The organism is Undibacterium sp. TJN19 (assembly GCF_049339485.1).
Classification (GTDB): Bacteria; Pseudomonadota; Gammaproteobacteria; order Burkholderiales; family Burkholderiaceae_D; genus Undibacterium.
Genome location: NZ_JBMPPL010000001.1, coordinates 1,224,827 through 1,238,666 on the forward strand (window position 1 = coordinate 1,224,827; position 13,840 = coordinate 1,238,666).

The 13,840-nt window shown below is 51.9% G+C and carries 6 protein-coding genes; all 6 read left to right on the plus strand.

Translation table 11 applies throughout. From position 1 onward, the window contains the following. Positions 1-125 precede the first annotated feature (125 nt). The 6 genes from gyrB to ACO0LH_RS05695 all read left to right on the plus strand — a co-directional run bounded on the left by gyrB (position 126) and on the right by ACO0LH_RS05695 (position 13,658). A complete protein-coding gene (gene gyrB / locus ACO0LH_RS05670; protein ID WP_422940066.1) occupies positions 126-2,621 on the plus strand; it encodes a DNA topoisomerase (ATP-hydrolyzing) subunit B in 2,496 nt (831 codons plus the stop codon). A gap of 140 nt (positions 2,622-2,761) precedes the next feature. Then, on the plus strand, positions 2,762-3,514 hold the full coding sequence (locus ACO0LH_RS05675) for a DUF4145 domain-containing protein (RefSeq protein WP_422940067.1): 753 nt from the start codon (positions 2,762-2,764) through the stop codon (positions 3,512-3,514). Positions 3,515-3,722: 208 nt separating this feature from the next. Further along, the gene (locus ACO0LH_RS05680; protein WP_422940068.1) at positions 3,723-7,256 is read left to right on the plus strand and encodes a helicase-related protein; all 3,534 of its coding nucleotides are present in this window, start codon (positions 3,723-3,725) and stop codon (positions 7,254-7,256) included. Further along, positions 7,253-7,918 (plus strand): DUF4145 domain-containing protein, encoded by a 666-nt coding sequence (locus ACO0LH_RS05685; RefSeq protein ID WP_422940069.1) that lies wholly within the window; start codon positions 7,253-7,255, stop codon positions 7,916-7,918. Before ACO0LH_RS05680 ends, ACO0LH_RS05685 begins: the two co-directional genes overlap by 4 nt. Before the next feature lie 11 nt (positions 7,919-7,929). Further along, positions 7,930-10,782, plus strand: coding sequence for a DUF1156 domain-containing protein (locus ACO0LH_RS05690; protein WP_422940070.1), 2,853 nt, complete (start codon positions 7,930-7,932; stop codon positions 10,780-10,782). An 11-nt stretch (positions 10,783-10,793) separates the two neighbouring features. Beyond that, positions 10,794-13,658: an ATP-binding protein gene (locus ACO0LH_RS05695; RefSeq protein WP_422940071.1), complete on the plus strand. Its 2,865-nt coding sequence runs from the start codon at positions 10,794-10,796 to the stop codon at positions 13,656-13,658. Positions 13,659-13,840 lie beyond the last annotated feature (182 nt).

Genomic DNA, 13,840 nt, shown 5'->3' on the forward strand with positions numbered 1-13,840 from the left:
TGGTGCATCAACACCCAAGACACTGTATCCACCTGTACAGAAATGACAAAGCAGCCCCTGAATATGTTTCACATTGGGCGATTTACAAAATTGTCCAAAACAGTTTGTTTTTTTAGAAGGTAGCCATGTCCGATAACACCCAAGACAATACTCCAGCGCAGCCCAACCAGTACGGCGCGTCTTCAATCCAGATTTTGGAAGGCCTGGAAGCCGTGCGCAAGCGCCCCGGCATGTACATTGGCGACACCTCGGATGGCACCGGTCTGCACCATCTGGTCTTTGAAGTGCTGGATAACTCGATTGATGAATCCCTGGCCGGTCACTGTACCGAGATCAACGTCACCATCCACACTGACAATTCCATCTCGATTACCGACAATGGCCGCGGCATCCCTACCGGCATCAAATGGGATGACAAGCACGACCCCAAGCGCAGTGCGGCAGAAATCGTCATGACCGAACTGCATGCCGGCGGCAAGTTTGATCAAAACTCCTACAAGGTATCTGGCGGTCTGCATGGCGTGGGCGTGTCCTGCGTGAATGGCCTGTCCAAACTGCTGAAACTGACTATCCGCCGTGACGGCAAAATGCACACCATGGAATTTGTCCGTGGGGTACCGCAAAACCGCGAGCTTGAAACCGTTGACGGCATCGTCACCTCCCCGATCAAAGTCGTCGGCGACACCGACAAACGCGGCACCGAAGTGCATTTCTGGGCGGATGAAGAAATCTTCACCCACGTTGAATTCCATTATGAAATCCTGGCAAAGCGCATACGCGAATTGTCCTTCCTCAACAATGGCGTGCGCATCAAACTGAACGACCACCGCAGCGGCAAGGAAGAAATATTTGCGTTTGAAGGCGGCACACGTGGCTTTGTGGAATACATCAACAAATCCAAAAGCGTCCTGCACCCGACCATTTTCCAGGCCACCGGCGAACGCCTGTCTGACCAGGGCACCAACATCACCGTTGACGTTTCCATGCAATGGAATGATGCGTATAACGAACAGGTATTGTGCTTCACCAATAACATCCCGCAGCGCGACGGTGGCACCCACCTGACCGGCCTGCGCGCAGCGATGACACGCGTCATCAACAAGTATATTGAAGAACACGAATACGCCAAGAAAGCCAAGGTCGAAGTCACCGGCGACGACATGCGCGAAGGCCTGACCTGCGTCTTGTCTGTCAAAGTACCAGAACCAAAATTCAGCTCGCAAACCAAAGACAAACTGGTATCAAGCGAAGTGCGCGGCCCGGTAGAAGAAATCGTCGCCAAGACCCTGTCTGACTACCTGCAAGAAAAACCAAACGACGCCAAAATCATTTGCGGCAAAATCGTTGAAGCATCCCGCGCCCGTGAAGCCGCCCGCAAGGCCCGCGAACTGACGCGCCGCAAAGGCGTCATGGACGGCCTGGGCCTGTCTGCCAAACTGGCCGATTGCCAGGAAAAAGACCCTGCCCTGTGCGAACTGTACATCGTCGAAGGTGACTCTGCGGGTGGTTCAGCCAAGCAAGGCCGTGACCGCAAGTTCCAGGCGATTTTGCCACTGCGCGGTAAAGTGCTTAACGTAGAAAAAGCCCGATTTGAAAAAATGCTGTCCAGCGAACAGATCACCACCCTGATCGCCACCCTGGGCACCAGCATCGGCCCTGACGAATTCAATGCCGACAAACTGCGCTATCACCGCATCATCATCATGACCGATGCTGACGTCGACGGTGCCCACATCCGCACCCTGCTGCTGACCCTGTTCTACCGCCAGATGCCACAACTGGTAGAACGCGGCCACATCTACATCGCCCAGCCGCCGCTGTACAAGGTCAAGGCAGGCCGTGATGAACGTTACCTCAAAGACGACGCCGAAGAAGCCAGCTACATGATGACCGTCGCCCTGACCGGTGCCGTATTGGTGCCAAGCACAGGTGCCGACCCCATCACAGGCGAAGCCCTGGGCGAACTGGTACGCCAGTACAACCTGGCCAACGCCATCATGATGCGCCTGACCCGCGTCATCGACCGCGCTGCCCTCACCGCCATCATGACCGGCGTCACCCTCAAACTGGATAACGCAGAAAACGCCGAAGCATCCGCCATCGCCCTGACCAAGGCCATCGGCGACAATGCCGTCAAGGCAGTGGTACGCAGCGACGAACTGTCAGGTGCATTCAGCCTGCGCATAGAACGCCTGTACCACGGCAACATCAAGGTCAGCAGCATAGATGCCGACTTTGTTGATGGTGCCGACTACCAGGTACTGGAAAACGCCGCCACCACCTTCAAAGGCCTGCTGGGCGAAGGCGCATTCGTACGCCGTGGCGAAGGCGAACGCGCAAAAGAAATCGCCGTACAAGATTTCCACCACGCCATGCTGTGGCTGCGCGAAGAAGCCGAACGCGGCGTCAGCAAGCAACGCTATAAAGGTCTGGGCGAAATGAACCCAAGCCAACTCTGGGAAACCACCATGGACCCCACAGTCCGCCGCCTGCTCAAGGTACAGATCGAAGACGCGATCGCCGCCGACCAGATCTTTACGACACTGATGGGCGACGACGTGGAACCACGCCGGGCGTTTATTGAATCGAATGCGTTGAGGGCGGGAAATATTGACGTTTGATGTTGCAGATGCGGAGGCGTTCAAAGTTAGTGCAATCAAAGCACTAACTTTGCAATCAAAAAGTCGAAGTTATTGCAATCTGCCTAAGATATCAAATTTTTTGTTTACGACAGATTTGATTAATAGATAGGAGTCGTTTGATGAGTTTTGATCGCACGCTCTGGGGGAACCTAATTAGACGGGCCTCGATTCCAAAATTTCGGTGCCCAAGCTGCAAGAATGGACACTTAAGCGGCGTAATTAAATCTAATAACATCGTTGAACCAACGTATTCCAAGACAGCAGGCAAAGATACCGACTGGGAGCCTGATTGGACTACGGAGAGATTCGTCGGATTCTTGCAATGTGATATACCAGTCTGCGGCGAATTTGTCGCTATATCTGGAGATACGGCAACCATAGAGGATTTTGACGAAGAATTTGGATGGGCGTTCCTGAGCGTTTTACGACCAAGGAGTTTCTTTCCATCACCGCCAATTATTAATATCGCAGAACAGGTGCCAGAATCTGTCGCTGAACAATTACGATACTCATTCCAGCTTTATTGGATGGATCTCAACGCGTGTGCGAATCGACTTAGAGTCAGCGTTGAGCTTCTTTTGGACCATTTCAAAATTTCAACGACGGCAACAGGTAAAAGCGGGAAAATAAATCATCTGGATCTCAACGGAAGAATAGCTCTCTTTGAGAAACAAGATCCTGAACACTCAAAGACGCTCACTGCGTTAAGAATGATTGGGAATCTAGGCTCGCATGGCGTTGACGTGAAACGTGAAGCCATTCTTGACGTCTATGAAATTTACGAAGATTGCTTAGCAGATCTTTGTGGTCAACGCAAAAAGCGTATGAACGCATTAAAACAGAAAATCATTAGTTCCAAAGGAAAATATTAACGCTTCAATCGCCGTCCTTTCAAGAACAACATCATATGTCGTCACATGAAGCTTCGCACACCAATAAATGTTTGATTAGTGATTTTCTTAAAGAATTCATTTTGATCTAAGAAGCTCTGTCTATATATCAACACGTTCATCTACATAAATCAGTATCTTCAAATATCTGCATGGCCTATACAAAATTGTTTAAATATTGGAATGCTCAATGAAACTTGAATCTATTGTGAAGGGTGCGTTGATCTCAGGAATCGAGGAAGCAAAGGTCGTCCGCGTCGTGAGTGCCGATTTCCTTGGTGATAGTGCGTTGACCGTCGTCTATAGAGCTGATGATGGACGCTTGGGAGAGCGAGTGGTATTTAGAAGTGAAGAGTCCAAACTCTCGCTTGCAACAGCAGGCCGTCCATGGGGTTTTGATGCCGATGGTGCCGATTTCAAGCTGGCTGCCGAAGCCTATCGAATCAACTTGGCGCATCTGTTTGATCCGATGATGGCGATCCACACGTCCAACGTCGATCCACTACCCCATCAGATCACGGCCGTCTATGAGTCGATGCTGCCAAGGCAGCCGCTAAGATACGTTTTGGCCGACGATCCTGGCGCGGGGAAAACCATCATGGCTGGCCTTTTGATCCGCGAGCTTCTGATGCGCGCAGATGCCGCCCGCATTCTGATCGTATCGCCCGGCAGCCTGGTTGAGCAATGGCAGGACGAGCTTTACGAAAAGTTCGGTTTGGAATTCGCCTTATTTTCTCGCGACCTCGAGCAGCAAAGCCGGGGCGGCAACGCATTCGAGGACAACCCGCTGATGGTGGCACGACTCGACCAACTCTCTAGAGCGGATGATCTTCAAGAGAAGTTGGAAAACACGCGCTGGGATTTGATCGTTATCGACGAGGCTCACAAGCTCTCAGCCACGTGGTTCGGCTCAAAGATTAACGAAACCAAGCGCTTCAAACTGGGCAAGCTTCTGGGCGGCATCACGCGCCATTTCCTGCTGATGACGGCGACGCCACACAATGGCAAGGAAGAGGACTTCCAGCTCTTCATGTCGTTGTTAGACTCAGACCGCTTCTACGGTAAGTTTCGCGACGGCGCGCACAAGGTTGACGTGAACGACATGATGCGGCGGATGGTCAAAGAAGATTTGCTCAAATTCGACGGTACGCCACTGTTTCCGGAGCGTCGGGCCTATACATGCAACTACCAGCTTTCAACAGCGGAGTCTGAGCTTTACAACGCAGTCACGACTTACGTCAAAGAAGAAATGAACCGCGCCGAGAAGCTCGATGGAGGCCGGAAGGGCACTGTGGGGTTCGCCCTGACCGCTTTGCAGCGTCGTCTCGCATCGAGTCCCGAGGCGATTTATCAATCATTGAAACGCAGGCGCTTGAAATTGAAGCGTCGAGTCGAGGACGAGAAGATCAAGCAACGCGGCGGCAAGCCACTAGCCGAGACTATCCCAGGCATTGGCGATGTCGAGGACATTTGGGACAGTGCCGAGGACATGAATCCTGAAGACTACGAACAGTTCGAGGAGGAAGTAGTCGACCAGGCAACCGCAGCCCAAACAATAACTGAACTCGAAGCTGAGATTTCCACACTTGAACACCTCGAGGAAAAGGCTCGCGCATTGGTCCATTCAGGCCAGGATCGCAAATGGGAAGAGCTTAGAGAGTTGTTGCAGAACACGCCAGAGATGCATGGGGCAGACGGTTTGCAGCGCAAACTCATCATTTTCACCGAGCATCGCGACACGCTCAATTACTTGGCAGTCCAAATCCGAGGCCTCCTAGGCAACACAGAGGCCGTGACCATGATCCACGGCGGAGTCAAACGCGAGGAACGTCGCAAGGCCCAAGAGCTGTTCCGCAATGACAAGGATACCCGAGTATTGCTCGCGACAGACGCCGCAGGCGAAGGCGTCAACTTGCAGAACGCCAATTTGATGGTGAACTATGATCTACCATGGAATCCAAACCGATTGGAGCAGCGCTTCGGCCGCATCCACCGCATTGGGCAAACTGAGGTCTGTCATCTCTGGAATATGGTGGCCAGCGAGACACGCGAAGGCGCTGTGTTTCATAAACTCTTCGAAAAGATCGAGATCGAGCGCAAGGCCCTGGGTGGTCGCGTGTTCGACGTGCTGGGAGAAGTGTTCGATGGCGTGAGTTTACGCGAGTTGTTGATCGATGCGATCCGTTATGGCGACGATCCTGCAGTGCGCGCGCGCCTTCGTCAAAAAGTTGATGGAGCGCTCGACACGAGTCACCTTCGTGAGATCATCAGCCGCAACGCCCTGGCAGAAGAGATCATGGACGAGAAGCGACTCTTTGCTTTGAAGGAAGAGATGGAAAAAGCCGAAGCCAGAAAGCTCCAGCCCTATTTCATCCGCTCATTTTTCGCGCAAGCATTCGAACGGCTTGGCGGCGATCTGCGCCCACGCGGATCAGGTCGTTATGAGATTACTTTCGTCCCTGGCGTGATTCGCGAGCGTGATCGTCAGATTAGCGGACGTGATCGGCGCAACATGGACCCTGTCCTAGTCAAATACGAACGCGTCTGCTTCGAGAAGCAGTTTGTCCGGCTGTTGGACCGACCGAGCGAGCCGATGGCCAGCTTGGTTCACCCCGCGCATCCGCTCATGCATTCGATCGTTGATTTGATGTTGGAGCAGCATCGTGGCAAGCTCAAACAAGGTGCGATTCTCGTCGATCCGAATGATGACAGCCTTGACCCGAAGCTACTTTTCCTCATCGACCATTCGATCCGCGAAGGCGACGAAGGCGCCTTGGTGGTATCCCGCAGATTGCAGTTTGTGTCAGTAGACAAGAATGGAATAGTTCAAAATGCTGGTTGGGCGCCACACTTGGACCTTAATCCTATCGAAACGGATGAGCGTGTGCTCGCCGGTCCCGAGATCGACGCCGATTGGATCAAGAAGGACTTGGAGGAGAACGCACTAGCGCATGCATCGGACAAGCTTGTGCCGACACACTTCGAGGAGGTCCGTCAACGGCGCGAAGCGCAGGTCGACAAGAATTTGACCGCCATCCATGAGCGCCTGATCAAGGAAATCGACTACTGGTCCGATCGTCACGAGAAGTTCAAGAACGATCTGGCAGCCGGTAAAGATGTGCGACTGACACTCGAAAACGTCCGCCGAACCATCGACGAACTGACAGCCCGTTTGGAGACGCGGACCAAGGAACTCAGGGCTTCGCGTCATGTCGTATCATCAACCCCAGTAGTCGTCGGCGGCGCGTTGGTGATTCCAGCAGGACTGCTTGCGCAGCGCCGGGGCGACGTAGAAGGCGAGACGTGGACCGCCGATTCAGCTGCCCGTGCTCGTGTCGAGCGAGTGGCCATGGCGGCAGTTCGCAAAGCCGAAGAGGCCATGGGTCATCAAGTCATCGATGTGTCGGCCGAGAAATGCGGTTGGGATTTGACCTCGATCCCGTCGGCCGAGGAAGGTAAGATGGCCGAGGCACGCCACATCGAAGTAAAAGGACGAGCCAAAGGACAATCCTCCATCACAGTGACGCGCAATGAGATTTTATATGCACTGAACCAAGCCGAGAAGTTCATTTTGGCAATAGTGATTGTCGATGGCGAGAACCATGAAGGACCGTATTACATCCGAACCCCATTCGATCAAGAACCAGGTTGGGCAGTCAGTAGTATCAACATGGACTTGAGATCGCTGCTTTCAAGCGCAACCCCCGTGGGGAGTGATAAGTGAACACGGTACCTATGGTCATCTGGTCGCACTGCAATGAATGTGGTCGTGAAACCAAACATGATGTGGTTCACAAAGCGCGACGGGTTCGTACATACGATTACGAACAACATTCTGTCGACGCGGGTTCGACATGGACAGTCATCCAGTGTCGCGGATGTGAAGAAGTTGCGATGCAGCGCATTGAATGGTGTTCCGAATATGACCCGCAGGAAGGTTCAGACCCGGCGACTTACTTTCCGCCGAGGATATCAAGACGAAAGCCTGCGTGGATTGATCGTCACGATGTCGACGACGAATACGTCGAACTGCTTAACGAAGTTTATGTGGCACTACATGCCAATAGTGCTCGTCTTGCCATGATGGGAGCGAGAGCATTGATCGATGCCGTCATCAGGCGTTCAGTTGGCGATCAAGACAATTTTGGCAAAGGGCTCGACGCGCTAGTCAAAAAAGACTTAATGAGCGAACGCGATCTGGAAATAGTCAAAGCGGCAATCGATGCAGGCCATGCATCGGCCCATCGTGGCCACAAGCCATCATCAAATGACGTGAATGTCGTGATCGATATTGTCGAGCGCATGATTCACGCGGAAATCCTGGCAGAACAGGTCAAGGACCTAAAGAAAACAACACCGCAGCGGATGCCGCGTGCGGCCAAGTAGAAAAATTAAGAATGTATCCAATAAGAATACCTAAAAAACTCATCGAAGTAGCGTTGCCGCTTGACGACATTAACGTAGCAGCGGCCCGAGAGAAATCAATACGACATGGGCATCCGTCAATGCTTCACTTGTGGTGGGCACGTCGTCCACTTGCGGCGGCTCGTGCAGTTTTGTTCGCTCAAATGGTCAATGATCCTGGATACGAAAGAAATCTTGGGCGAGGGGTCAATAAAGAGAAGGCGGAAATTGAGCGCCAGCGACTTTTTGGAGTTATTCGGAAGCTGGTTCTTTGGGAGAACTCAAATAATGAATCCGTCCTAGGTGAGGCTCGTGCAGAAATTCTAAAGAGCTGGCGTGAGACTTGCGACTTGAATAAGGGGCACCCGAAAGCGGCAGAGCTGTTCAACCCCAACGTCTTGCCCGCTTTTCATGATCCGTTTGCTGGCGGAGGCGCTCTTCCATTAGAAGCCCAGCGGTTAGGGCTGGAAAGCTATGCCTCTGATCTCAATCCAGTCGCCGTTTTGATTAACAAGGCGATGATAGAAATTCCTCCACGTTTTGCGGGAATGTCTCCGATTGGTCCAATTCATTCAAGCGATAAGCAGTTGAAGATTGAACCTGACTGGTCTCGAGCCAGAGGGCTTGCCGAGGATATTCGACGATATGGAGCTTGGATGCGCGACGAGGCGCTTCGAAGAATTGGGCATCTATATCCGCAAGTAGAGCTTCCAGCGAATCATGGTGGCGGCAAGGCCAAAGTAATTGCTTGGCTATGGGCCCGAACAGTTAAGAGCCCCAACCCAGCTTTTGCCCATATTTCTATTCCGCTTGTATCTACATTCATATTGTCCACGAAGGAGGGGCGTGTCAATTACGTTCGACCATTCGTGTCGGGTAACAGTTATTCGTTTGAAGTGGTGGCAGGCATACCTCCAGCAACAGCAAAGAATGGAACAACCGCTGGCAAAAGAAACGCATTCCTATGCATCTTGTCGGGTGTCGCCGTTGACTACAACTACATACGAGCCGAGGGTAAGGCGGGCCGTATGGGGCAAAAGCTTTTGGCTGTTGTTGTAGAGTCGAAACAGGGACGCTTGTATCTGTCCCCCACGCCTGAAATGGAGACTTTGGCTGTCCATCTTGTTCCTGAGTGGAAGCCAGATACAAAACTTCCTGACAACCCTCGTGACTTCAAAACTCCGAATTACGGGTTGACGACGTTTGGTGATCTATTTACGCCAAGACAATTGGTTGCCTTAACTACCTTCTCTGATCTTGTGCAAGAAGCGAGAATGAAGGTGAGAGCGGATGCTGTTCAAGCTGGAATGGCTGATGATGGCAAAGGATTGAATGATGGCGGTCGAGGAGCTTCGGCATACGCGGACACCGTGGCGGTATATTTGGGAATGTCGGTTGACAAACTCACGGACTACAATAGCAGCTTAGTTGCTTGGAGCTCGACCCGCGATCAGCTCAAAACAACGTTCGGTAGACAAGCGCTGCCGATGGTCTGGGATTATGCAGAAACAAATCCTTTCGCAGAAGCAGCAGGCGACTTGATGGTCTCAATCCAAGGAATTACTCGTTCCTTGGAGGGATTGCCTAGCGTTGGTTTTGGGCTTGTCGCTCAAGCTAATGCACAAAATCAGGCGATTAGTCAGGACAAAGTAGTTTCGACAGACCCCCCGTATTACGACAACATCGGCTATGCGGACTTGTCAGATTTCTTCTATGTGTGGCTTCGTAGGGCACTTAGGCCAGTATTCCCAGAGCTATTCGCGACAATGTCGGTCCCAAAGGCTGATGAACTTGTTGCAACGCCATATCGCCACGGAAGCAAAGAAAAGGCTGAGAAGTTTTTCCTTGACGGCATGACCCAGGCAATGCATCGGCTTGCAGAGCAGGTCCATCCAGCTTTTCCAACTACGATCTACTACGCGTTCAAGCAATCTGACACAACCGATGTTGGAACCGGAAACACAGGATGGGAGACCTTTCTTGAGGCTGTTTTGCATGCGGGCTTTGCCATAAATGGGACTTGGCCAATGCGAACCGAGCGAGATGCGCGTTCGATAGGAATCGGAACGAACGCATTGGCATCAAGCATTATTTTAGTTTGCAATAGGCGTTCGATAGATGCTCCGACAATTTCAAGGCGTGAGTTCTTAAGGGAACTGAAGGAAGAACTTAAAGAGGCCGTGGACGTGATGATTGGTGGCGCAGAAGGAGTTTCTCCAGTCGCTCCGGTCGATTTGGCCCAAGCTGTTATTGGTCCAGGAATGGGAATTTTTTCCAAATATTTAGCGGTGCTCGAAGCCGACGGCAGTCGTATGACGGTTCATACAGCGTTAACTTTAATAAATCGTATGCTCACCGAAGGGGCCGATGATTTCGACGCTGACACGCAATTTTGTCTAGGATGGTTCGACGAGCAAGGTTGGGCAACCGGAGAATTTGGTAAAGCGGATGTGTTGGCTCGTGCCAAAGGAACTAGTGTTGACCACGTAAAAGAAGCTGGTGTTGTGGAAGCTGGGTCTGGGCGTGTCAGACTACTTCGGCCTGTTGAATATCCGAGTGATTGGAATCCCGTCAAGGATAACAATACGCCAGTTTGGGAGGCATTGCACCAATTGATTCGCGGCCTACGAGCGGAGGGTGAGGGAGCAGCAGGTACTTTACTTGCGGGGATGCCCCAACGTGCCGAGCCGATTCGCAATTTGGCATATCGTCTATACACACTTTGCGAACGCAAGGGGTGGGCCGATGATGCCCGCGCATACAACGAGCTGATTACCTCCTGGACCGGAATCGAGGTCGCTTCGCACGAGAAGGGACATTTCGGTTCACAGGCAGATTTGATTTAAGGGAGCATGAAATGAATCTAAAACCTTGGCGCGAAATCGCTATTCCTCATGAGGATGTACTCAAGGGCACTTTCCAACAGGCCGAGTTCGCCGCCGATATTTCACGCGTTCACCAAGGTACTGCATCTGACGAATATCAAGACCCGGCGTTGTTCTTTCAGCGAACCTTCATCACTGAGGGCATGCGCTTATTGTTGGACTCTGTAGTCAAGCGCCTTGCGGGTAAGGGCGGGGATCCGGTCGTTCAGCTCCAAACCGCATTTGGCGGCGGCAAGACCCACACTCTGCTTGCCGTTTATCACCTAGCGAAGGGAAAGCTTCCAGCGAGCCAACTCCAAGGGGTCTCGCCAATCCTTGACGCTGCAGGTATTCAGGAACTCCCTAAAGCCAATATCGTAGTCTTGGACGGTGTCGATCTGTTGGACCTGGTAAGCAAACCGCGTAAGCACGGCAAGATCACGATCAAGACGATCTGGGGCGAGCTTGCCTGGCAATTAGGTGGTGAAGACTGTTTTGCACTAGTCAAAGAGGCTGATGAAAACGGTACTGCGCCTGGCAAGACTGCCCTTGCAGATCTATTGGCATCACGTGCTCCTTGCATCATTTTAATGGATGAACTGGTTCGCTTCGTTTCGCAATTCGAGGAGGGCAAGACGCTATCAGGCGGCACCTACGACACGCAGCTCTCGTTCATTCAATCTCTAACGGAGGCCTTGAAGGCGGTTCCGACAGCAATCCTTCTGGCTTCGCTGCCATTCTCAGATCGCGAAGCAGGCAGTCAGCAGGGGGTGAAGGCTCTTCGAGCATTAGAGCATTACTTTGGTCGTATCCAGGCCTTGTGGAAACCAGTGGCTACTGAGGAGGCCTTTGAGATCGTTCGTCGTCGGCTGTTCGCCAACGTATCTAATCGACTAGCCGCAGAGGATGTATGCAGGGCGTATGCCGATTTCTACGCTGCCAATAGTAGCGATTTTCCATCAGAGACTCAGGACAGTCACTACTTGGAGCGGATGAAGCACTCCTATCCGATTCATCCCGAAGTATTCGATAGGCTCTATGAAGACTGGTCATCCTTAGACAACTTCCAACGCACGCGCGGCGTCTTGAAGCTCATGGCCAAGGTGATTCATCGCCTTTGGACAGATGGCAACAACGATTTGATGATTCAGCCAGGCAGTTTGCCGCTATATGATTCCGACACGCGCAACGAAGCAATCTATTACCTGCCTCAAGGTTGGGACCCTGTTCTCGAGCGAGACATTGACGGCGAGCGCGCCATCACTACTGAGCTCGACAACAGCAAACCGTTATTCGGCTCTATCCTGGCATGTCGGCGGATCGCGCGTGTCGTGTTTTTGGGGTCTGCCCCAGATGCCGGAGCTGTCGGTGGTGCCAAGCATCATCGAGGCATTGAGCTTGAAAATTTGATGCTTGGTTGCGCTCAACCAGGACAAGTGATTGGCCATTACAAGGACGGAGTTCGCTCTTTGGTGGATAGGCTCCAATACTTCAATAGCGCCAACAATCGCTATTGGTTCGACATCCGTCCGAATTTGCGCCGCGAGATGGAAGATCGTAAACGTCGGTTCAATATGCGTGAGGACGTGTATCCCTATATCCGTGAGAAGCTTCGCTTCGCACCAGGCCTCTTTGGCGGCGTTCACGTCTTCACTAGCAGCGGCGACATACCCGACGACTGGACTCTGCGGCTAGTGGTCCTGCCTCCCGAGGCAACTTTCGGGCGTTCCGCTCAGTCACCTGCTACAGATGCGGCGCTTGCAATTTTGAAGCAGCGCGGCGAACAGCCTCGCCAAAAACAAAACCGCTTGATTTTCCTAGCTCCGGATGCGGATAGTGTTAGTCGGCTCAAAGAGCAAGTGTGCTCCGTGCTAGCATGGCAATCCATTGTTGCCGACGTGAGGGAGGCGCGTCTCAATTTGGATCAACACCAAGCGAAGCAAGCGTCACATAGCCTTGACCAGGCCAATGATGGTTTGGGGCGTATGGTTCGTGAAACCTACAAGTGGCTTTTGGCACCAATGCAAGATGCCAGACCTGGTAAAGGGATTGGCGATATACAATGGGAGCATTTCCAAATCAACCCCGCTGCTGTGAATCGTTCCGAAGAAATCGAGAAGATTCTCAAGGAGCACGAGCTCTTGATCGCCGAATGGTCGCCGATCCATTTGTCGAATCTGATGCGATCATGGTTTTGGAAGGACGATGTCGCGGCCTTCGGCGCAGTCGAAACTTGGCAAAAGACGTGCTGCTACCTTTATTTTCCAAGACTTCGCGACGCCGACACGCTGCGTGTCACTGTCAGCGCCGGATTAAATTCGCGTGATTTCTTTGGCGTAGCCTATGGCCAGGAGGATGGTCGTTACCAAGGATTTCACTTCGCCGAGAACACGTCAATAATCTTTGATGAATCACTGCTATTGATCGAACCTAAGGTCGCATCGGATTTTGCTACTAAGCTTGCTGCCGAAGTTATAGAGCGTGAAGCGATAGCCACTCAAACCGGAAGCTCGTTACCAGCCGTGAGCCAAGTAACAGGCAGATATCTAGCTGGAACTTCGATAAGTGGAGCATCATCTCCTGCGAGCACAGAAGAGAAGATTTCGACATCGATAGCTTCAACCAAAAAAAGGGTATTTTTCGGCACAGTGGACCTCGACCCGGTCAAGGCAAAGTTGCAGTTTTCTGATGTAGCGGATGAGGTTCTGATGCTCTTCACGCAAAAGCCAGGAGTAAAAATAAGGATTTCTGTTGAGATTGAGGCCGAATCTTCAACGGGTTTCGATGATGGCGTTCAACGCGCTGTGCGGGAAAACTGTAATCAGCTCAAATTCAAGAACCAGGCCTTTGAGGAGTAATTGTTTGGCGAAATTGGGTGTGCTGAAAAAGCTTACGAGAATGAACAATGCCAAAAATTTTTGCATTTGACATACTTTTCTTAATGAATGGTTCGCCTAGCATACACGTAGTTCTCAATAGTGTGATTCACGGACATCGTTTCAATTTCCGTAAAGGCAGTTCATCTCTGTATTTTTTCCTG

Excerpts from the sequence above, each read along its gene's own strand:
- gyrB (WP_422940066.1), top strand. The coding sequence starts at position 126 with ATGTCCGATAACACCCAAGACAATACTCCAGCGCAGCCCAACCAGTAC.
- ACO0LH_RS05675 (WP_422940067.1), top strand. The coding sequence starts at position 2,762 with ATGAGTTTTGATCGCACGCTCTGGGGGAACCTAATTAGACGGGCCTCG.
- ACO0LH_RS05680 (WP_422940068.1), top strand. The coding sequence starts at position 3,723 with ATGAAACTTGAATCTATTGTGAAGGGTGCGTTGATCTCAGGAATCGAG.
- ACO0LH_RS05690 (WP_422940070.1), top strand. The coding sequence starts at position 7,930 with ATGTATCCAATAAGAATACCTAAAAAACTCATCGAAGTAGCGTTGCCG.
- ACO0LH_RS05695 (WP_422940071.1), top strand. The coding sequence starts at position 10,794 with ATGAATCTAAAACCTTGGCGCGAAATCGCTATTCCTCATGAGGATGTA.